We start from the raw sequence: 18,943 nt of genomic DNA, 5'->3' as shown, positions 1-18,943 counted from the left end.
TTCTTTCAGTCGCTTTCAATTCAGCGGAGAAGCCTTGGCCAGCAGGGCCGCCACGCGGGGCGCCACCTCGGTGCCGTACAACTCGATGGAGCGCATCATGGCGGCGTGCGGCAGGGTGCCGTTGCTGTACTTGAGGTCGAAGCGGTCCACGCCGAGGTTCTTCTTCAGCAGGGCGATCTTCGCGGCGACGGTTTCCGGCGAGCCGACATAGAGGGCACCCTCGGGGGTGCACATGGCGTCAAACTCGCCGCGGCTGCCCGGACCCCAGCCGCGCTCGGCGCCCAGCCGGTTGCGCATGGCGATCCAGTGCGGGAAGAGCTCCTCGCGCGCCTCCTCGTCGGTGGCCGCGATGTGGCCCGGTGAATGCGTGGCGAGCTGCTGCATGGGGTGGCCGTACTTGGCCATGGCCTCCCGGTACAGGTCCGCGAGCGGGGCGAACGAGCGCGGCTGGCCGCCGATGATCGCCAGGATGAGGGGGTAGCCGTACTCGGCGCAGCGCAGCACCGACTCGGGGGTGCCGCCGACGCCGATCCAGACCGGCAGCAGGTGGTGCTCGAGCGGCGGATAGACGCTGAGCCCCTTGATGGCAGGGCGGGTGCGGCCCTCCCAATGGACGGGTTCCTGGGCCCGGACCTTGTCGAAGAGTTCGAGTTTTTCCTCGAACAGCACCTCGTAGTCGGCCAGGTCGAAGCCGAACAGCGGGAAGGACTCGATGAAGGATCCGCGGCCCAGCATGACCTCGGCGCGGCCGTTGGAGATGGCGTCCACCGTGGCGAAGCGTTCGAAGACCCGGATGGGGTCGTCCGAGCTGAGCACCGTCACGGCCGAGCCGAGCCGGATGTTCTTCGTCCGGGCCGCGGCAGCCGCGAGGAAGACCTCGGGTGCGGACACGGCGAAGTCGCGGCGGTGGTGCTCACCCGCGCCGAAGGCGTGGAGACCGACCTCGTCAGCGAGCTCCGCCTGCTCGAGCAGCTGGCGGAGCACCTCGGCGTGCGGGACGGGGTGCCCGTCCGGGAAGACCCCGACGTCGCCGAAGCTGTTCAGGCCCAGCAGGATCCGGTCCGGTCCCACCGGGGCGGTCGGATTCACGCCGGCGGGACCGGCTGCGGCGGGTGGGTTGGTCATCAGGACTCCTTCAGCCAGCCGGCGAGTTCGCAGGCCCAGTAGGTGAGCACCATGTTGGCCCCGGCGCGTTTGATGCCCAGGACGGATTCGGTGATGGCGGCCCGGCGGTCGATCCAGCCGTTGGCGGCGGCCGCCTCGATCATTGAGTATTCGCCGGAAATCTGGTAGGCGGCCACGGGAACGGGGCTCATCGCGGCGACGTCGGCCAGGATGTCGAGGTAGCTCATGGCGGGTTTCACCATGACCAGGTCGGCGCCTTCGGCCAGGTCCAGCTCCACCTCAAGGAGCGCTTCGCGCCGGTTGGCGGCGTCCATCTGGTAGCTGCGGCGGTCGCCGGTCAGCTGCGAGTCGACGGCTTCACGGAACGGGCCGTAGAACGCGGAGGCGTACTTCGCGGCGTAGGCCAGGACGGGGATGTTGGCGTGCCCGGCATCCTCGAGCGCCTGCCTGATCACGCCGACCTGGCCGTCCATCATGCCGGAGGGGCCCAGCATGTGCGCGCCGGCCTCGGCCTGCGCCACAGCCATCCGGCCGTAGATCTCCAGGGTCGCGTCGTTGTCCACGTAGCCGTTTGCGTCGAGCACGCCGCAGTGGCCGTGGTCGGTGAATTCGTCCAGGCAGACATCGCTCATGATCACGAGGTCGTCGCCCACCTCGGCCCGGATGTCGCGGATGCCCTTGTTGAGCACGCCGTCCGGGTCCAGGGAGGCGCTGCCGGTGGCGTCGCGGACCGCCGGCACGCCGAACAGCATGATCCCGCCGACCCCCAGCTGCACGGCCTCGGCGGCGGCACGCTTGAGCGAATCGGAGGTGTGCTGCTGCACGCCGGGCATCGAGGCGATGGGGTTGGGCTCCGTGAGGCCCTCACGGATGAACGCGGGCAGGATGAGCTCCGCGGCCGAGAGCCGGTGTTCTGCGGTCAGCCGGCGCATGGCCGGGGTGGTCCGCAGCCGGCGGGGACGGTGGATCGGGAAGCTCATGTTCTGTCCTTCGGTAGGTGCTCGGCTGGTGACGGATCGGGCGCCGGCGGGGACTGCGGTGACGGCGAGTGGCCGGGCGCCAGTGCCCGGATCACCGCTGCCACGAGGCCTGAGGCGGTGGGCTCCTCGGCGACGGCGGCGACGGCGAGCCCGAGCGACGCAGCCTGCACCGCCGTCGAACGCCCGATCGCCACGAAGCGGCAGCCGCCCAGGGGCGCGAGATCGGCGTGGATGCGGCGGGCCGCGCTCGGCGAGGCAGCGACGACGGCCTGCAGCCCGCCGGCACCGATTTCGGTTTTCGCCTGGGCGGCCGTGAGCACTGCCGCCGCGTTGCCGGCGGCGTTGGAGGGTGCCATGCGGGGGGCGTGCCCCGGGGATGCCTGCTGGAAGGCGGACAGGCTCCGGCCCGGATCCGCCGGGTAATCCACGGTGTGGTACGCCGTGATGGCCTGGACGGACGCGCCGCGCGCCTCGAGGCCCCGGCATAGCCGGGGGTCGGCGATGTCGGCCTGCGGCAGGAGCACGCTGCCCTGGCCCTCGGGCCAGATGTCGAGCAGGCCCGCCCCGGACTGGGGTCCCGCGGGTGCGAGGTCGACGGCGATGCCCCGGGCTTCAAGGAAGCGGCGCGTGGCGGGGCCGATCGTGGCGATCTGGAGACTACCGGGAAGCCACGCGCTGAGCTCCACGCCCCGCTCGGCGGCCTTGGCCTCGAGCGCCTGGACGGTGGTCACGCTGCTGATCACGAGCCAGGTGTAGGCCCCGGCGCCGAGGGCATCGAAGGCAACGTCCAGGGAATGCTGGTCGCGGGCCACCTCGAAATCGATGAGGGGCAGCAGCAGCGGCTCGGCCCCGACCGCGCGGAGGGCCGTCACAAGGTCCCCGGCGCGGTCCGGGCTGCGGGCCACCAAAACCCGTGCACCGGCGAGCACTGCGCCGTCCAGCACTGCGCCGTCCAGCACTGCGCCGTCCAGCACTGCGCCGTCCAGCACAGGCTTCTCAGGCCCGCCGCGCCATCCCGTCATCTGCTGGTGTCCGCCGGGTTCAGGACGCGGCCAGGTCCGCAATGCCGGCAGCGCCGCGGGCCAGCAGGACCTCCGCGAGCTCGATCCCGAGCAGGGTCGCGCCGACTTCGGTGAGGCCGTCGGTGGCTTTCTTGTCGCGGACGCTCGCCGTTCCGTCGACGGCGCAGACGACGGCTTCGAGGTGCAGCAGGCTTCCCTTGCGGTAGGCGTACGCGCCCACCGGGGCCGCGCAGCCTGCCTCGAGCCGGGCCAGCAGCGCACGCTCGGCCGTGACGGCCAGCCGGGTGTCCGGATCGTCGAGCGCGGCCAGGGCCTGCGCCAGCGCGCCCTGGGAGCCTTCGGTGGATCCGGCCTTGCGGGGCGCGTCGGCGGTGCGGCATTCGATGGCCAGGGACCCCTGCCCGGCGGCGGGCAGCATGACGTCGGTTTCGAGGTACTCGCTGACCGCGTCCAGCCGTCCGATCCGGTGCAGGCCGGCGGCGGCCAGCACGACGGCGTCGAGGTCGCAGGATTTGCCGTCCACCACGGCGTCGGTGGTGTTGCCCGGGAGGCCGGGAACGCGGCCCAGCCGGGTGTCGACGTTGCCGCGGATGTCGCGGATGTCCAGGTCCGGACGCGCGGCGCGCAGCTGCGCGGCGCGGCGCGGCGAGCCGGTGCCGACAGTGGCCCCGGCCGGCAGGTCCGCGAGTTTGAGCCCGTCCCGGGCGCAGAGGACGTCCCGGACGTCGACGCGCTTCGGCGTGGCCGCCAGGGTCAGGCCGAGGGCCGGCCCGGTGGGGAGGTCCTTGAGTGAATGGACCGCGACGTCGCACTTGTCCTGCAGCAGCGCATCGCGCAGCGCGGCGACGAAGACGCCGGTGCCGCCCAGCTGGGACAGCGAGCCCTTGAGCACGTCGCCTTCCGTGCGGATGTGGACGAGCTCCACCGGGAACCCGCCGACGGCGGCCAGCTGGTCCGCGGTCTGCTGGGTCTGGGTGAGGGCGAGCTTGCTGGCGCGGGTGCCGATCCGGACGGTCATCGGGTCACCCGATCCGCCGCCGGCGCAGCTGTGCCCCCGGCCCTGCCCGAAGCCACAGGTGCGGCCGGGTAGGGATCGTGTCCGGTGCCGGTGGCACTGTCCGCTCCTGCAATCGTAGGCTTCTCGCCGCGGAAGTTGGCGCAGCAGCCCGGGCGGCAGACGTCGTACCAGGGGCCGAGTCCGGTCAGGTGCGGCCGCTCGGCGATGTTGTTCGCGGCGGTCCGCTCGCAGACCAGGTCGACGACGCCGGCGACGAACTTGCGGTGCGTCCCGGGCGTCGGGACGCGGGTCGCGGCGAGGCCGAGCCTGCGGCAGGTTTCCAGCGCCTCGGTGTCGAGGTCCCAGACCACCTCCATGTGGTCGCTGACGAAGCCCAGGGGAACGATCACGATGCCCTTGACGCCCTGGCCTGCGAGGTCCTCGATGGCGTCGTTGATGTCGGGTTCGAGCCACGGCACGTGCGGCGCGCCGGAGCGGGACTGGTAGACGAGCGACCACGGGGCGGTGAGCCCGGTTTCGGCCTCCACCCGGCGGATGACTTCGGTGCCGGTGGACAGGTGCTGCGCGACGTAGGCGGAGCCTTCCTCGAACCGGCGCGGCTCGCTTTCGGAGCGTCCGGCGGCTTCGGCGTCGCGGGTGGGGATGGAGTGCGTGGCGAACAGGATGTGCAGCGGCGCGTCGGGGGTGCCGGCGGCGGCGAGTTGGGCGCGGACGTCGGCGAGCCCGGCGGCGGTGCCTTCGATGAACGGCTCGACGAAGCCGGGGTGGTCGAAGTACTGGCGCACCTTGTCGACCTCGAGCCTGCCGTCCAGTCCGGTCTCGGTCAGCGCGATGCCGATGTCCTCGCGGTACTGGCGGCAGCTGGAGTAACAGGAGTAGGCGCTGGTGGTGACCATCAGGACCTTGCGGTGGCCGGCGTCGTACATGTCCTGGAGCGTCTGCGGGAGGTAGGGGGCCCAGTTGCGGTTGCCCCAGAACACCGGCAGTCCGATCCCCCGGGCGGCCAGTTCCGCCTCGATGCCGGCCTTCAGCTCGCGGTTCTGCTGGTTGATCGGGCTGATCCCGCCGTTGGCGCGGTAGTGGTGCGAGACGGCTTCGAGCCGCTCGTCCGGGATGCCGCGGCCGCGGGTGACGTTGCGGAGGAACGGGATGACGTCCTCCTGGCCTTCAGGGCCGCCGAAGGAGGCCAGGAGCACGGCGTCGTACTCCTTGGGGGCCATCCGGCCCGCCTCGGTGACGGTGTTTACTGCGGTGGCCGCGGTTGCCCCGGTTCCGGGGCCCTGCGGATCCGGCGTGCTCATCCAAGGACCTCGGCGATCTCCGTTGCGGTGACCCGGCGGCCGGTGTAGAAGGGGATCTCTTCGCGGACGTGGTGGCGGGCTTCGGTGGCGCGCAGGTGGCGCATCAGGTCCACGAGGTCCACGAGCTCGGGCGCTTCCAGGCCGAGGATCCATTCCCAGTCGCCGAGCGCGAAGGAGGACACGGTGTTGGAGATGACCTGGGGGAACTCGCGGCCCAGCATGCCGTGGTCACGCAGCATCTTGCCGCGTTCGGCGTCGGGCAGCAGGTACCACTCGTAGGAGCGTACGAACGGGTAGACGCAGAGCCACTGCGCCGGTTCGACGCCGCGGGAGTAGGCGGGCGTGTGGTTCTTGGCGAACTCCGCCTCGCGGTGCACGCCCATGGCGGACCAGGCGATCTCGGTGCCGGTGAAGAGCTTGCTGCGCCTGATGTCGCGGACCGCGCGCTGGAGCGCCTCCGGCGCGGGGCCGTGCAGCCAGATCATGACGTCGGCGTCGGCGCGCATCCCGGACACGTCGTAGCTGCCGCGGTGGACCACGCCGGCCTCGGCCAGGCGGCCGAGGAGGGCCTCGAAGTCGCCGACGGCCTCGGCGCTGCGCGTAACGTCGGCGGAACGCTTGAACACCGTCCAGAGAGTGAAGAACTGCTCGGCTGATTCTTCGGCTACTTTTTCGGTTTTGGTGACAGATTCGGCAGAAGTGTGGCTCATGGTTACCAGTTTGCCCCTTCCCCGCGGCTAAGTCGAAATGGGGAAGTTCTACAACACGTAGAAGTGGGGCATTTCACATTCGTGGCGCCGCGGCCGGCGCGGTCAGGGGGCCGGCCGTCAGATTTTGCGCAGGCTGCGCATCCGGACGACGACGACGCCGGATGCCAGCGACAGTGCGACCAGGCCGATGCCCCAGCCGAGCAGCGGGGACGGGCCGGCGGGCCCGACGGCCGCGGTGGCCTCGAGCGAGGTGCTGCCGGAATGGCCCTTGGCGGCCGGCGCAGGTGCGGATGCCGGTGCGGGCGCGGAAGCTGGAGCGCCAGACGGCGTCTGCGGCGCGGTGGTTCCCGCGGACGGCGTTCCGTACGGGGCGGTGCCGGTCGAACCGGGTTCGGCCAGCGTTCCGGACGGGGCGGTCCCGGACGGCGCTGCCGGCGCTTGGACATCCGCGGCGGGAACCGGCTCGTTGCCGGCTGCCGGCGGGGGCGCTACTGCCGGGCCGACGGCGGCCGGCGGGGCGGTGGTCCCGCCGGGGGCTGGAGCGGCGGGCAGGGCGGGGCTCTGCACGGGCGCACCCGGCGCCTCGGGCTGCGGAGTGCTGCTGCGGGTCGGGGAATGCCGTGGCGTGCTCGGTGCCGGTTCCGTCGGTGCCTGCTCCGTGGGCGCAGGGGTTCCGGAGGAGGTCGGCCGTGGCGTGGGAGTGGGCTGCTGCAAGGGGGCGAGCAGGCCGCCCAGCAAGTCCTCGAGGCCGAGGGACTGCGATCCCGGCGAGGCAGTTGTAACGGCGGCTGAAACCGTTGAGCCGGTTGCGGCGTGCGAGGCAGGAACCCCTGCCGTGAGAACCAGTACCGCTCCGAGCGCGGCAGTTGCTGCGCCGCGCCGGAGTCCCCGCTGGTGGCCGGTCTGCGTCTCGTGAACGTTGGGCCTGTGAATAACCATGGTCATCGAGCCTAGCCGCCACGCGGCGGGCGGGAAAATTTGCCGATCGCCCCCTTTTAGGGGTATTCCCGCGCAACCCCGGGCGCGGGGAAGCGGCCACGAGAGGAGCCGCGAAATCGAATTCAGGCGAGCAGCGCGCGTACCTGCCGGGGGGTGTCGGCTACGATCGCCGCCAGGCCGTTCCCGGAGAGCCAGCCGCCCACCACGGCCAGCGTGCCGTCCGCCGCGCAGATGCTCCGGATCTCGGCGACGCGGCCCTTGTGTCCGAGGGACGCGAACGGCAACGCTCCGGACCAGCGCACCACGTCCCAGTCCACGACGTCCGCCGCGGTGACGGGGACGCACAGCAGCGCGGAGGCGTCCGTCAGGGCGGCCTGGAACAGCTCATCGTCGGAGCGGGGCGGCGCGGCAGCCGGCCCGGCACTGCCGGAAGCATGCCGGGAAGCGCGCTTTGCCGCTTGCCCGCGCGCGGGGTCCTCGCCGCGCCCGTAGGAGAGCCGGAGCACGTGGGTGCCGGGGCCGGTCCGGGCGGCCAGCCAGCCCCATTTGGCGGTGGCGTGCGTGAGGGCCTTGGCCTGGATTCCCGGGCTCTGCGGGGCAACCAGGACTCCGGTGCCGCGCGGGGCGGCATCCAGCTGCGGCTGGTCCACCACGAGCGTGACCAGGCTGACGTCCGGCCCGGCGTCGGGGCGGCGGCCCGCGAGCTCCGGCAGGGTGTCCGCGAGCAGCCCGACGGCGGCCGGGCCGTCCACCGCAATGGCGAGCAGCCCGGCGTCGTACGCGGTGCCGCCCGAGGTGACGCGCCAGCCCTCCGCCGTGCGCTCCACCGCATCGGCAGGGGTGGCGCTGAGCAGCGTGACGCCGTTCTCGCGCAGCTCGGCCAGCAGGGCGGATATGAGCGTGTGCATCCCGCCGCGCAGTCCGGCGACGGCGGAGCCGGCCTTCTGCAGGCCGGCCTTCTGCGGGCCGGCCTTCTGCGGGCCGGTAGTGGGAGCGCCGGCCCCTCCCCTGCGCTGGGCGGCGACGGCGGCGGCGAGGGAGCCGTGCCGGCGGATCTCGGCGCGCAGCCCGGGTGCCACCAGATCGACGTCGAGCAGGGCGGGATCCGCCGAGTGGACGCCGCCGACCACGGGCGCGACGAGCCGCTCCAGGACGCGCTTGCCCATCCGGGTCCGGACCAGCGCCGAGACGCTCGTGACCTCGGCTGTGGTCCCCAGCGAAGCGGGCAGCAGGGCATCGAGGGAGGCCCGCAGGGAACCGGACAGGCCCAGGGAGCGCCGGACCTCCGGGTCCCACGGATTGGCCGGAATGCCCAGCACCCCGGTCTTCGGCAGCTCGCGGGGCCCGTCGGGCAGCTGGACCCAGGCGCCGCCGGGGTTGGGCGCCACGATGTCCCGCGCCAGGCCCAGTCCGGCGGCGAGGTCGGCAACGGCGGAGGACCGGGTGGCGAAGGACTCGGCGCCGCTGTCCAGGGTCAGGCCGGCCACGACGTGGCTGCCCACGCAGCCGCCCCAGGCCCCGGTGGCTTCCAGGACCGTGGTGCGGACGCCGGACCGGGCGAGTTCCCGGGCGGCGAGCAGGCCGGAGATCCCGCCGCCCACCACGACGGCGGTCCTGCCAACGGCGGTCTTCCCGGCGGCGGCGTCGCCCGCGCCGGGTCCAGCGGTCACGGGGCTACTCCGGGGAGATCGAGTGGATGAGTTCGACGACGCGCGTCAGCACCGTCGGGTCGGTCTCGGGGGGAACGCCGTGGCCGAGGTTCAGGACGTGGCCCGGGGCCGCGGCGCCGGCGGCGATCACCGCGCGGACGTGGGCTTCCAGGACGTCCCAGGGAGCGGAGAGGAGGGCCGGGTCGATGTTGCCCTGCAGCGGCACGGTCCCGCCGAGGCGCCGGTTGGCTTCGTCCAGCGGCAGCCGGTAGTCCACGCCGACGACGTCGACGCCGACGTCGCGCATGGCGACGAGCAGTTCCGAGGTGCCGGTGCCGAAGTGGATCAGCGGTGCGCCGAGGTGCCGGACATGGTCCAGGGCGCGGGAGGATGCGGGGGCAACAAAGCGCTCGTAGTCGGCCAGCCCCAGCGATCCGGCCCAGGAGTCGAAGAGCTGGGCGGCGGAGGCGCCGGCTTCCAGCTGCGCCCGGAGGAACATGCCGGAGGCGTCGGCCGCCCAGTTCGCCAGGGCGGTCCAGGTTTCGGGGTCGGCGTGCATCATGGTGCGCGGGCCGAGGTGGTCGCGGGAGGGCTTGCCTTCCACCATGTAGGCCGCGAGGGTGAAGGGTGCGCCCGCGAAGCCGATCAGCGGGGTGCTGCCCAGCTGGGCCACGGTGAGCCGGACGGCTTCCCGGATCGGCTCCAGTGCTTCCCAGGTCAGTTGCGGGAGGGCGGCGACGTCGGCGGCCGTGCGGACGGGCTTGTCCAGGACCGGGCCCACACCGGGGACAATGTCCACGCCGACGCCGGCCAGCTTGAGCGGGATCACGATGTCGGAGAAGAAGATGGCGGCGTCGACGTCGTGGCGGCGTACCGGCTGGAGGGTGATCTCGGAGGCCAGCTCGGGGCGCAGGCAGGATTCCAGCATGCCCACGCCTTCGCGCACCTTGAGGTATTCGGGCAGCGAGCGGCCGGCCTGCCGCATGAACCAGACGGGGCGGCGGGAGGGCTTGCCGCCGCGGTAGGCGGTGATCAGCGGGGAGCCGGCGGTGCGGCCGTCCATCAGCGGATGTCCGGCGTCGAGCGTTCCAGGTGCCGTGCCGTTACTTGCCGTGCCGTTACTTGCCGTGCCGGCAGGTGTGCCGTTGAGTGCCGTGCCGTTCATTGCCGCCGCGCTAGGAGTCATGCCTTCGATTGTGCCCAAAACCGGGCCTAAAAGATAACGACAGCCTGTCAGCGGGCCACCGCGGGCGCCGGTATGACGGGAATCACCGATGGTCGTGCGCCGTCCCACGCCGGATAGTTGTTCTACACGGCGGCGAAAAAGCTATGATGGTCCTGCTGTGGTTCTTTTCTCATTGGTGGCTACACACGCCGACATCGACCTCGAGACCGTTGCTCAACTGAGCACCGGCGCTTCAGAGCTCGCCACATCCGCCCTCGCCGGATCGCCGGCAGTGGCGGGTGCGATTGTGCTTGCCACCTGCAACCGCTTCGAGATTTACGGTGAAGCCCCCCATCCCGGCGACGTCGACGCTGCCCGCGCGGCCCTTATCGCCCGGATCAGCGGGGCCAGCGGCCTCAACGACCAGCTCGTCTCCAGCTCCTTCAGCACCCGTACAGGTCCGGAGGTCAGCCGGCATCTTTTCTCGGTCAGTTCCGGGCTGGATTCCGCCGTCGTCGGGGAACGCGAAATCGCCGGACAGGTCCGCCGGGCCCTGATCACCGCCCAGGCTGAAGGCACGGCAAGTTCGGGGCTGGTGCGGCTGTTCCAGGCGGCCTCCAAGACCGCCAAGGATGTCGGCGCGCAGACGGCGCTCGGCGCCCGCGGCCTGTCGGTCGTGTCCGTTGCCCTCGACCTCGCCACCGACCTGTCCGAGGACCCGAACTGGTCCACCAAGAAAGCCGTCGTCTTCGGCACCGGCGCCTATGCCGGGGCCACGATGGCGCTGCTGCGCGAGCGCGGCTGCGCGGATGTCTCCGTTTACTCCTCCTCCGGGCGCGCGGCCGGCTTCGTCGCCACCCGCGGGGGCACGGCCCTGGACAGCGACACCCTTCCCGCCGCCGTCGCCGCGGCCGACATCATGATCGGCTGCAGCGGCTCGGACACGCGCGTCGAAGCGGCCGAGCTCGCCCGGGTCCGGGCCGGATCACCGCAGCCGCTGATCGCCATCGATCTGGCCCTCACCCATGACTTCGACCCGGCGGTCGGCGAGCTCGACGGCGTGGAGCTGCTGACGCTTGAGTCCGTCCGGCTCGCGGCCCCCCAGGAACAGACCGAGTCGCTGTCGCAGGCCAGCACCATCGTTGCCGGGGCTGCCAGCGCCTTCGAGCAGGAACGCGAGGCACGGTCCGTGGATTCCGCGATCGTCGCGCTGCGCCGCCACACCATGAATGTGCTCGATACCGAGATGGAGAAGGTGCGCGCCCGCCATGGCTGCACCGCGGCAGCCGAGGAAGTGGAATTCGCCCTCCGCCGGATGGTCAAGCAGCTGCTGCACATCCCCACCGTCCGGGCCCGCGAACTCGCCGCCAGCGGGCAGCAGGACGACTACGTCGCCGCCCTCGAGGCCCTGTACGGCATCACGGTGGACCAGCCGGCAGCAGCGCCCGCGTCCCCGCCTGCGGCGGCCGGGGCGGAGTGCCCGGCCGGGCATGGCGCCGGCAACGAATCCCCCGGCACCGAAGCCCAAGACCAGCGCCACACCGCCTAACCGCAACGCGGGGTCAGATACGGCCCATCCCCTACCCCGGGATGGGCCGTATCTGACCCCGCGTTGCCTTTAGTAGACGGGCTTCCCGGGCTCCACATCCCGGACCCAGGCGAGGATTCCGCCGTCGAGGTGGCTGACGCGTTCGTAGCCGGCCGCACGGGCGGCGGCCAGCACGGCGGCCGACCGCGTGCCGGCCTTGCAGTGGAAGACGATGTCCGTGTCCTGCGGCAACTCGCCCCAGGCCTCCCCGGCAAGGATCCTGCCCTGCGGGATCAGCACGGCCCCGTCGATCCGCACAATCTCGTATTCCCCGCTCTCGCGCACGTCCACGAGCTGGAAGTCCTTGAGCCCTGCCTTGCGGGACGCCAGCATGGTGGCCAGCTGCGTGGCCGTGACGGTGTGCTCGGTCCCGGCCTCGGCCGGGGGTGCGATCCCGCAGAAGGCCTCGTAGTCGGTGAGTGCCGTGACCCGTTCCGCCGCCGGATCCCGCGCCACCTTGATCTCGCGCCAGGTGCCGCCGAGGGCGTCGTAGAGCGCCACCCGGCCGAGCAGGGAACGCCCGACGCCGGTGATCAGCTTGACGGCCTCCGTCACCATCAGCGCTCCGACGGCGGCGCACAGCATGCCGAACACTCCCCCCTCCCCGCACGAGGGCACGGATCCGGCGGGGGGCGCCTCCGGGTAGAGGTCCCGGTACGTGGGCCCGTGCTGCTCCCAGAAGACACTGACCTGCCCGTCGAAGCGGAAGATCGAGCCCCAGACGTAGGGCTTGCCGAGGATCGCGGCGGCGTCGTTCACGAGGTACCGGGTGGCGAAGTTGTCGGCGCCGTCCAGGATGAGGTCGTAGTCCGCGAAGAGCTCGAGGGCGTTGGAGGCGTCGAGGCGGACGTTGTGAAGGCGGACGTCCACGAGCGGGTTCAGGGCCGCAATTCCGTCTCGGGCGGACTCGATCTTGGGCCGGCCGACGTCCGCGACGCCGTGGATCACCTGGCGCTGGAGGTTGCTCAGTTCCACGTCGTCGTCGTCGACAATGCCGAGGGTGCCGACGCCCGCGGCGGCCAGGTACAGCAGCGCGGGAGAACCCAGCCCGCCGGCCCCGATCACGAGGACCCTGGCGTTCTTGAGGCGGCGCTGTCCGATCGCCCCGATCTCGGGAATGATCAGGTGCCGGGAGTAGCGCTGGACCTCTTCCGGACTCAGGCCGTCGGCCGGTTCCACCAGCGGTCGGGGGGTGGAGGGGGCGGCGTTTGCGGTCAACTTGGAAACCATACTTCAATCTATGCCCGAAGATACCGCCAGGTCATATTACCCACGCGTAAAGTATGTACAAACAGCAAGGGAAAGTAGGCCGACAGTGATTCATCAGGCTCCGGTGGGGGGGGACAGTGCCGCAAAGGTACCGTCCGGGGCGGCACGGAACGGCGGGCAGCGCTCTGCGCGGCTCCCCCGCGACGAACGGCGGGCACAACTGCTGGCGGCTGCGCATGAAGTCTTTGTCGCCAATGGCTACCACGGGGCCGCCATGGATGAAATAGCGGACACCGCGCATGTGAGCAAACCCGTGCTGTACCAGCATTTTCCGTCCAAGCGCGAGCTGTACCTGGCCCTGCTGGACAGCCACCTGAGCAAGCTCACCGGGCTCCTGCTCGGCGCCCTGAATTCCACCACGGACAATGACCAGCGCGTCCAGGCCGTCATGCGCGCCTATTACCGGTTCATCGCCAGCGACGACCAGGCCCACCGCCTCGTGTTCGAATCGGACCTGATCAATGACGAAGATGTGAGCGCGCGGCTGGAGGCTTTCAACAAGACCTTCGCCGACGCCGTCGCCGGCGTCATCGCCGAAGACACCAGGCTGCCCGAGCTCGAAGCCCAGTTGCTGGGCCGAGCCCTGGCCGGGATGGCGCAGGTCAGCGCACGGTACTGGCTGGAAACCGACGGGAACCTTGACCTCGATGTGGCCAGTGACCTGATCTATCGTTTAGCTTGGCGCGGAATCTCCCGCTTCCCCAAGGAGACCTAGACTACAAATAGACATGACCCTTTGATATTTAATTGGACTTTGATTGGCTGGGAGGCCTTGCTGTGGAAGTAAAGATCGGCATTCAGAACATCGGCCGCGAAATTGTGCTGGAATCGGCGCAGGACGCGGACGCCGTGGCCAAGGTGGTCGGAGAGGCCATCTCCAAGGGAGCCGAACTCCGCCTGACGGATGAAAAGGGCCGCCTGGTCATCATTCCCGCCAACGCGCTGGGCTACGTTGAAATCGGTGCCGAAGAGGCCCGCCGCGTCGGCTTCGGCGCCCTCTAGCCCGCCCCGTGCCCGCAGCAGCTGTCCAGGCAACTGTCCCTACGAAACTAAGGTGTCCTGAATGCTTTCCCTGATTGTGGTCGCCATGGTGACCGTCGCCGCGGGTTTCGTGGTCTGGGCCAATGACAAGCGGCACGCCAAATACGGCATCTCCGTGCCGGCCGGCATCGCCGTCACCGTCGGGATGCTGAGCTGGATCATCTTCATGGCGGCCGGGCTCGGCTACCAGCCGGGCCTGACCTGGATCCCGTGGATCCTGCCCGTCGTCCTGGGTGCCGCCGCCGCCGTGGCGGCAGTCCTGTACCTGGGCCGGCACCGCACCCGCCGGGACACGTCCCGGCTCACCGCCATCCTGCGGCTCTAACCGGCCCAGGCGGCGTTGGCGGTCCCGCTGTTATCCCTCCTGCTATCCCTCCTGCTTTCCCTGCGGGACGGCGGGCCCGTGGCCTTCCTCGGTGCACAGGCACAGCCGGTTCCCCTGCGCATCCGTGACCACCACCCAGTCGGGTGCGTGGTCGCGGTTCATTAAGGCTCCCGTGGCTGCCGTTTTGTCGAGCACGGGACCGGATTCGGTCTGGCTCCGGTGGATGTCCAGGTGGAGCCGGTTGGCGTTGGGCGTGTCGGTTTCCTGGAACCAGAGCGAAGGTCCGCGCCCGTAGGGGTCCGCGAGGTCGCCCGACCTGCCCTTGCGGTAGCCGAGGGCCACCCGCCAGACCTCGGAGACCGCCCCCGGGTCCTCCGAATCGATGCCCACTTCCACGGTCCGGTACAGCCCGGGTTCCGCGGTGGCGGCGACGGCGGCGGCCGCCGCGCTGGCCGCCGTCGCCGCCTTTACGTCCCGCGGCGTCACCTCGGTGCCGGCGTCGTGGGAGCTGTAGCGGAGAAAGACCCGGGTGTAGCGCCAGTCCAGGTCCGGGTGGTGGTTCTGCTCTTCGGCCAGGCGCCCGACGGCGGCGATCAGCTCGAGCGCCGCGGCCGGCGTGGGCGCCTTGTACACGGTCACCAGCCCGCCGAGACGGTACCGCCAGTCCGGCAGGCCCGCCAGGGCTTCAGCGACCTGGGGTCCGGTGAGGATGTCGTCCGTGGCTGCCATTGCGGGCTCCCTGCTCGTCGATGGGCTCTTGGGTGATGCGGCTGGCTGACCGGCAGGACCGGCTGCAAACCCAGGAGCGGCCGGACTCAGAGGAATTCGGCCCGGCCTTCCATGGCGGAGGACGCCAGGGCATGCTCGCGGCGCGGAATCCTGCCGGCCGCTTTCGCCAGCCTACCGGCGATGACCGCGTGTTTGAAGGCCTCCCCCATCAGCGCCGGATGCTGCGCCCGGGTCACGGCCGTGGCCAGCAGCACGGCGTCGCAGCCGAGCTCCATCGCCAGGGCGGCGTCCGAGGCCGTGCCGATTCCGGCGTCGAGGACCACCGGCACCGACGCCCGCGAGACGATCAGCGCGATGTTGTGCGGGTTCAGGATGCCCAGGCCGGTGCCGATCGGCGCGCCCAGCGGCATCACCGCGGTGGCGCCGAGGTTTTCCAGCCGCAGGGCCAGCACCGGGTCATCGTTGGTGTAGGCGAAGACCTTGAAGCCGCGGCCCACGAGCTGCTCGGTGGCATCCAGGAGCTCCACGGCGTCCGGCAGCAGGGTGTGCTCATCGGCGATGACTTCCAGCTTGACCCAGTCCGTTTCGAGGGCTTCACGGGCCAGCTCGGCGGTCAGCACGGCGTCCCTGGCGGTGAAGCAGCCCGCGGTGTTGGGCAGCACCCTGATGTTGTGGTCCACGAGCAACTGGAACAGCGAGCCCGTTTCCGCGGGCGAGTAGCGGCGCATGGCCACCGTGGTCAGTTCGGTTCCGGACGCGAGGAGGGCCGCGCCCAGCCCGTCCAGGCTCGGCGCCCCTCCGGTGCCCATGATCAGGCGCGATCCCAGCCGGACGCCGTCGACGATGAACGGATCGGGATCGGCAATGGCGGGGTTCAGCTGAATGGCCGCTGCTGCGGGTGCGGTGTTTTTCATGCCGTTCATCCTCCCTGTACTGCCGTGACCAGTTCGACGTCGTCGCCCTCGGCGAGCGCGGTGCCGTGCCACTGGCTGCGGGGCACCACCTCGGCGTTGCGGGCCACGGCGACGCCGAGCTTCCGGCCGTCGGCGGACCGGCCGTCCGGCGCAAGCATCCGGCCGGTGAGCTGGCTGACCAGCGTGCTGACGGAGGCGCCGTCGGCGACGGCGTGCTCCGCCCCGTTCAATGTGATGTTCATACTGCTTCCTTGCTGCGTTCGGTTTCCTGGGGGTGGTCGGTTTCCTGGGGGTGGTCGGTTTCCTGGCTGTGGTGGTCCGGTCCGGGGAGGTGGGAGAAACGGTCCGGCCGGAAACCGGCCCAGCGCGGGTCGGCCATGCCGTCCAGCAGCTGCCGGCAGATGGCCGCGGCGGCGGGGGTGAGCAGGACGCCGTGCCGGAAGAATCCGGTGGCGATGATCAGGCCCGGGATCTGCTCCCCGGCCCCGTTTCCGGCGGCGGGGAGCGCCACGCGGCCCAGCAGCGGCGCGTTGTCGGGCGTGCCCGGGCGGGCCCGGGCCGTGGCCTCGAGCAGTTCCAGCTCGGCCACCGCGGGCAGCAGCTGCTGGGCATCCCGGAGCAGCTGGTAGACGCCGCCGGCGGAGACCGCCGAAGGGTCCGAGGGAGCGTCTTCGCGCTGGGTCGCCCCGATCACCACGGTGCCATCCTGCCGCGGGACGATGTACACCGGAACGCCGCGGACCAGCCCGCGCAGGGTTGACGTGAGCAGCGGCTGCAGGTGGCCCGGCACGCGCAGCCGGAGGATGTCCCCGTAGACCGGCCGCAGCGGCAGCGTGAGCCCCGCCGGCAGGCCGCCGAGACCGGCGGCACCGAGCCCGTTCGCCACGATGGTCTCCTTCGCGCGGACGGTGCCGCCGCCGGCGAGGCTGACCCCGGCCACCCGTCCGTCCTCCCACAGCAGGGCGGCGGCGCGGCGCGCAACGGCACGGCTCCGGCTCTGGGTTCCCAGCAGGGCCGCCATCCGGGCGAGCAGCCGGCGCGGGTCCACCTGGTGGTCCGCCGGAATGTCGAAGGCGCAGGAAATCCCCGGGCTCAGCAGCGGCTCCCGGCCGCGCGCCTCCCGCACGGTCAGGGGCTCCACCGCGAGGCCGGCGGCCAGCTGGACGGCCCGGAGGTCCGCGAGCGCCCGGCGGTCCGCGGCGTCGGCCCCGACGGCGAGGGTCGGCGTCGTGAGGTAACCGGTTCCGGCATCGAGTTCAGTGTCCAGTCCCCTGTCCAGCCCCGCGGCGAAGGCCGGCCACAGGCGGGAGGATTCGATCATGAGCTCCAGGAGTGCTTCCTCCTGGTAGTGCAGTTCGCTGACCGGGGCGAGCATGCCGGCGGCGGCCCAGCTGGCGCCGCTGCCGGGGGCGTCGTCGATCAGGGCGACGGAGCGTCCCGACCGGATTGCCTCCCAGGCGATGCCGTGGCCGATCACCCCGCCGCCGATTACCGCGGCGTCGTAACAAACGCCGGACGTTGCGTCATCAGCCGCAGCGTCTTCACGCACGGTCGTATCACGCAGTGCCTTATCACGAAGTGATGGTGTGCCCATGCAGGATTCCTTCCCTACGCCGGTACTAGCCGGATCAGGTCAAGCGGTCGGCTCAACGCCCTCTCAGCCCGCCTGTGCCGAACGCCAGTGGCGTACCGGCCGCAGCGGGCTCCCGCGGTATGGGCCCAGTTTAGGGGAACTAGGCTGGTGTCATGAGCAAGGATGCCCTCCACACCACCGCCCGCCTGTACCTGTGCACCGACGCCCGCAAGGACCGCGGCGACTTCGAGGACTTCCTCGACGCCGCCTTCGCTGGCGGAGTCGATATCATTCAGCTGCGCGACAAGACCCTGGAAGCGGCCGAGGAACTCGAACTCCTCGAGATCCTGCACGCCGCCGCCCGCCGCCACGGGCGGCTGTGGGCAGTCAATGACCGGGCGGACATCGCCTCGCTGTCGGCGGCACCGGTGTTCCACATCGGCCAGAAGGACCTCCCGCTGGCGGCGGCGCGGACCTTCCTCGGCAAGGACACCGTGATCGGGCTGTCCACGCACAGCCCGGAACAGGTCGACGCCGCCATCGCGGCCTCGCCGGGCCGCAGCGGACTGGACTATTTCTGCGTGGGACCCGTCTGGGCCACCCCGACCAAGCCGGGGCGCTCCGCCGTCGGGCTCGACCTGGTGCGGCACGCCGCGCAGGCCCTCCGGACCACCCGCGCCGGGGCGGCCGGCAAGGACATGGTGCCGTGGTTTGCGATCGGCGGGATCGACCTCGGAAATGTCGAGCAGGTGCTCGAGGCCGGCGCGCGGAGGATCGTCGTGGTGCGGGCCATCACCGACGCCGATGATCCCGCCGACGCCGCACGCGCCCTGCTCAGCGCCCTCGACGCCGCCGACGCCGCGGACGCCTGAGCGGCAGCGGGGTCAACGGGGCAACGGGACTAACACGACAGCAGCCGGCTCAGCCGGTCAGTCCCAGTTGCGTCATCCGGCGCGAGTGGCTGGCCACGAGTCCGGCCGTCATTTCGCCGGCCGGTTCCCCGGACCGGCCCTCGTCCGCTCCCGTCAGGCCGGCGGGGAACGCGTGCTCAAAGCTCACCCGCTGGGCCTGCGTGAGGGCCTCGCCCAGCAGGCGCCTGGCCCACAGCGACAGCCGTGAGGCCAGCCGCGGGTCGGCCGCCAGGGCGGTCCTGAGGAGTTCCCGCAGGACCGCCGTGGACTCGTCGTCCGAGTGGATCCGCTCCACCAGCTCCCGCGTTCCGGCGTCGGCATGGCGGGCGACGGCGCGGTAGAAATCGGCGGACACCGTGTCGATCACGTAGGCCTTCATCAGCGATTCGTACCAGTCCGCCGGGCGCGTGCGCTCGTGGAAATGGTCCACGGCGGGCTGGAACGGCAGCATCGCCGCCTCGGCGTCGAGACCCATTTCCTCGAGCCTGGCGCGGAGCAGTTCATAGTGCTGGAATTCGATGACGGCGATGCCGGCCAGCACCGCGCGGTCGTGCAGGGTGGGCGAATAGCGGGCGTCGGATGAGAGCCGTTCGAAGGCCGAAAGCTCCCCATAGGCCATCACGCCGAGCAGATCCCTGAGGAAGCTGTTGTAGCGGGCAGGATCGGCCGGGGATGTGCTCATGA

20 protein-coding genes and 1 riboswitch are annotated in these 18,943 nt (G+C 71.2%); of the genes, 5 read left to right on the top strand and 15 right to left on the bottom strand.

Going from position 1 to position 18,943, the window contains the following annotated elements; translation table 11 throughout:
• Positions 1–15: 15 nt before the first annotated feature.
• From ACQCSZ_RS03655 to hemE, 9 genes are all read right to left on the bottom strand, one after another.
• Positions 16–1,125, bottom strand: coding sequence for an LLM class flavin-dependent oxidoreductase (locus ACQCSZ_RS03655; RefSeq protein ID WP_427006742.1), 1,110 nt, complete (start codon positions 1,123–1,125; stop codon positions 16–18).
• The gene (gene hemB, locus ACQCSZ_RS03650) at positions 1,125–2,105 is read right to left on the bottom strand and encodes a porphobilinogen synthase (RefSeq protein WP_427006741.1); all 981 of its coding nucleotides are present in this window, start codon (positions 2,103–2,105) and stop codon (positions 1,125–1,127) included. Before hemB ends, ACQCSZ_RS03655 begins: the two co-directional genes overlap by 1 nt.
• The gene (locus ACQCSZ_RS03645; RefSeq protein ID WP_427006740.1) at positions 2,102–3,127 is read right to left on the bottom strand and encodes a uroporphyrinogen-III synthase; all 1,026 of its coding nucleotides are present in this window, start codon (positions 3,125–3,127) and stop codon (positions 2,102–2,104) included. The genes hemB and ACQCSZ_RS03645 overlap by 4 nt, the downstream gene beginning before the upstream one ends.
• A 19-nt stretch (positions 3,128–3,146) precedes the next feature.
• Positions 3,147–4,145 (bottom strand): hydroxymethylbilane synthase, encoded by a 999-nt coding sequence (hemC, locus tag ACQCSZ_RS03640; protein ID WP_427006739.1) that lies wholly within the window; start codon positions 4,143–4,145, stop codon positions 3,147–3,149.
• Complete coding sequence (locus ACQCSZ_RS03635) at positions 4,142–5,446, bottom strand: ferrochelatase (RefSeq protein ID WP_427006738.1); 1,305 nt, start codon at positions 5,444–5,446, stop codon at positions 4,142–4,144. Before ACQCSZ_RS03635 ends, hemC begins: the two co-directional genes overlap by 4 nt.
• Positions 5,443–6,156, bottom strand: coding sequence for a hydrogen peroxide-dependent heme synthase (hemQ, locus tag ACQCSZ_RS03630; RefSeq protein WP_427006737.1), 714 nt, complete (start codon positions 6,154–6,156; stop codon positions 5,443–5,445). The genes ACQCSZ_RS03635 and hemQ overlap by 4 nt, the downstream gene beginning before the upstream one ends.
• Positions 6,157–6,273: 117 nt before the next feature.
• Positions 6,274–7,101 carry a hypothetical protein gene (locus tag ACQCSZ_RS03625; RefSeq protein WP_427006736.1) on the bottom strand — a complete coding sequence of 276 codons (828 nt, stop codon included), beginning with the start codon at positions 7,099–7,101 and terminating at the stop codon, positions 6,274–6,276.
• 116 nt (positions 7,102–7,217) lie between these two features.
• Entirely contained in the window at positions 7,218–8,765 is a 1,548-nt protein-coding gene (hemG, locus tag ACQCSZ_RS03620; protein WP_427006735.1) for a protoporphyrinogen oxidase, read from the bottom strand.
• Between the two features lie 4 nt (positions 8,766–8,769).
• Positions 8,770–9,930, bottom strand: a complete 1,161-nt coding sequence (hemE, locus tag ACQCSZ_RS03615) for a uroporphyrinogen decarboxylase (RefSeq protein ID WP_427006734.1) — start codon at positions 9,928–9,930, stop codon at positions 8,770–8,772.
• Between the two features lie 157 nt (positions 9,931–10,087).
• Between hemE and ACQCSZ_RS03610 the strand changes: the two genes are divergently transcribed.
• Positions 10,088–11,458, top strand: a complete 1,371-nt coding sequence (locus ACQCSZ_RS03610) for a glutamyl-tRNA reductase (protein ID WP_427006733.1) — start codon at positions 10,088–10,090, stop codon at positions 11,456–11,458.
• A 69-nt stretch (positions 11,459–11,527) separates the two neighbouring features.
• Here ACQCSZ_RS03610 and moeB read toward each other — a convergent pair whose 3' ends face one another.
• Positions 11,528–12,727, bottom strand: a complete 1,200-nt coding sequence (gene moeB, locus ACQCSZ_RS03605; RefSeq protein ID WP_427006732.1) for a molybdopterin-synthase adenylyltransferase MoeB — start codon at positions 12,725–12,727, stop codon at positions 11,528–11,530.
• An 85-nt stretch (positions 12,728–12,812) separates the two neighbouring features.
• On the opposite strand from moeB, the gene ACQCSZ_RS03600 reads away from it, so the two are divergent.
• The 3 genes from ACQCSZ_RS03600 to ACQCSZ_RS03590 all read left to right on the top strand — a co-directional run bounded on the left by ACQCSZ_RS03600 (position 12,813) and on the right by ACQCSZ_RS03590 (position 14,132).
• A complete protein-coding gene (locus tag ACQCSZ_RS03600) occupies positions 12,813–13,481 on the top strand; it encodes a TetR/AcrR family transcriptional regulator (protein ID WP_427006731.1) in 669 nt (222 codons plus the stop codon).
• A gap of 62 nt (positions 13,482–13,543) precedes the next feature.
• Positions 13,544–13,768, top strand: a complete 225-nt coding sequence (locus ACQCSZ_RS03595) for a DUF3107 domain-containing protein (protein WP_211877792.1) — start codon at positions 13,544–13,546, stop codon at positions 13,766–13,768.
• A gap of 61 nt (positions 13,769–13,829) precedes the next feature.
• A complete protein-coding gene (locus ACQCSZ_RS03590) occupies positions 13,830–14,132 on the top strand; it encodes a hypothetical protein (protein WP_427006730.1) in 303 nt (100 codons plus the stop codon).
• 42 nt (positions 14,133–14,174) lie between these two features.
• On the opposite strand, the gene ACQCSZ_RS03585 is transcribed toward ACQCSZ_RS03590, so the two are convergent.
• The 4 genes from ACQCSZ_RS03585 to thiO all read right to left on the bottom strand — a co-directional run bounded on the left by ACQCSZ_RS03585 (position 14,175) and on the right by thiO (position 17,369).
• Entirely contained in the window at positions 14,175–14,861 is a 687-nt protein-coding gene (locus ACQCSZ_RS03585) for a 4a-hydroxytetrahydrobiopterin dehydratase (RefSeq protein WP_427006729.1), read from the bottom strand.
• Between the two features lie 86 nt (positions 14,862–14,947).
• Positions 14,948–15,775 carry a thiazole synthase gene (locus ACQCSZ_RS03580; protein WP_427006728.1) on the bottom strand — a complete coding sequence of 276 codons (828 nt, stop codon included), beginning with the start codon at positions 15,773–15,775 and terminating at the stop codon, positions 14,948–14,950.
• Between the two features lie 5 nt (positions 15,776–15,780).
• Positions 15,781–16,017: a sulfur carrier protein ThiS gene (gene thiS / locus ACQCSZ_RS03575; RefSeq protein ID WP_427006727.1), complete on the bottom strand. Its 237-nt coding sequence runs from the start codon at positions 16,015–16,017 to the stop codon at positions 15,781–15,783.
• Positions 16,014–17,369, bottom strand: coding sequence for a glycine oxidase ThiO (thiO, locus tag ACQCSZ_RS03570; protein ID WP_427006726.1), 1,356 nt, complete (start codon positions 17,367–17,369; stop codon positions 16,014–16,016). The genes thiS and thiO overlap by 4 nt, the downstream gene beginning before the upstream one ends.
• Positions 17,363–17,495: riboswitch (TPP riboswitch) on the bottom strand. Its footprint overlaps the gene before it by 7 nt.
• A 26-nt stretch (positions 17,496–17,521) precedes the next feature.
• Between thiO and thiE the strand changes: the two genes are divergently transcribed.
• The gene (gene thiE, locus ACQCSZ_RS03565) at positions 17,522–18,220 is read left to right on the top strand and encodes a thiamine phosphate synthase (RefSeq protein WP_427006725.1); all 699 of its coding nucleotides are present in this window, start codon (positions 17,522–17,524) and stop codon (positions 18,218–18,220) included.
• Between the two features lie 49 nt (positions 18,221–18,269).
• Here the strand turns inward: thiE and ACQCSZ_RS03560 are convergent, their stop codons facing one another.
• Positions 18,270–18,941: a ferritin-like fold-containing protein gene (locus tag ACQCSZ_RS03560; protein WP_427006724.1), complete on the bottom strand. Its 672-nt coding sequence runs from the start codon at positions 18,939–18,941 to the stop codon at positions 18,270–18,272.
• Positions 18,942–18,943: the final 2 nt, after the last annotated feature.

Source organism: Pseudarthrobacter sp. H2 (genome assembly GCF_050157045.1).
GTDB lineage: Bacteria > Actinomycetota > Actinomycetes > Actinomycetales > Micrococcaceae > Arthrobacter.
Note: the sequence above shows the minus strand (reverse complement) of the source record. Positions and strands in the feature narration are given on the sequence as shown.

What these genes read in the sequence shown, in the direction of transcription:
- ACQCSZ_RS03655 (WP_427006742.1), bottom strand. Translation starts at nt 1,125, where the DNA reads ATGACCAACCCACCCGCCGCAGCCGGTCCCGCCGGCGTGAATCCGACC.
- hemB (WP_427006741.1), bottom strand. Translation starts at nt 2,105, where the DNA reads ATGAGCTTCCCGATCCACCGTCCCCGCCGGCTGCGGACCACCCCGGCC.
- ACQCSZ_RS03645 (WP_427006740.1), bottom strand. Translation starts at nt 3,127, where the DNA reads ATGACGGGATGGCGCGGCGGGCCTGAGAAGCCTGTGCTGGACGGCGCA.
- hemC (WP_427006739.1), bottom strand. Translation starts at nt 4,145, where the DNA reads ATGACCGTCCGGATCGGCACCCGCGCCAGCAAGCTCGCCCTCACCCAG.
- ACQCSZ_RS03635 (WP_427006738.1), bottom strand. Translation starts at nt 5,446, where the DNA reads ATGAGCACGCCGGATCCGCAGGGCCCCGGAACCGGGGCAACCGCGGCC.
- hemQ (WP_427006737.1), bottom strand. Translation starts at nt 6,156, where the DNA reads ATGAGCCACACTTCTGCCGAATCTGTCACCAAAACCGAAAAAGTAGCC.
- ACQCSZ_RS03625 (WP_427006736.1), bottom strand. Translation starts at nt 7,101, where the DNA reads ATGACCATGGTTATTCACAGGCCCAACGTTCACGAGACGCAGACCGGC.
- hemE (WP_427006734.1), bottom strand. Translation starts at nt 9,930, where the DNA reads ATGACTCCTAGCGCGGCGGCAATGAACGGCACGGCACTCAACGGCACA.
- moeB (WP_427006732.1), bottom strand. Translation starts at nt 12,727, where the DNA reads ATGGTTTCCAAGTTGACCGCAAACGCCGCCCCCTCCACCCCCCGACCG.
- ACQCSZ_RS03590 (WP_427006730.1), top strand. Translation starts at nt 13,830, where the DNA reads ATGCTTTCCCTGATTGTGGTCGCCATGGTGACCGTCGCCGCGGGTTTC.
- ACQCSZ_RS03585 (WP_427006729.1), bottom strand. Translation starts at nt 14,861, where the DNA reads ATGGCAGCCACGGACGACATCCTCACCGGACCCCAGGTCGCTGAAGCC.
- ACQCSZ_RS03580 (WP_427006728.1), bottom strand. Translation starts at nt 15,775, where the DNA reads ATGAAAAACACCGCACCCGCAGCAGCGGCCATTCAGCTGAACCCCGCC.
- thiS (WP_427006727.1), bottom strand. Translation starts at nt 16,017, where the DNA reads ATGAACATCACATTGAACGGGGCGGAGCACGCCGTCGCCGACGGCGCC.
- thiO (WP_427006726.1), bottom strand. Translation starts at nt 17,369, where the DNA reads ATGGGCACACCATCACTTCGTGATAAGGCACTGCGTGATACGACCGTG.
- thiE (WP_427006725.1), top strand. Translation starts at nt 17,522, where the DNA reads ATGAGCAAGGATGCCCTCCACACCACCGCCCGCCTGTACCTGTGCACC.
- ACQCSZ_RS03560 (WP_427006724.1), bottom strand. Translation starts at nt 18,941, where the DNA reads ATGAGCACATCCCCGGCCGATCCTGCCCGCTACAACAGCTTCCTCAGG.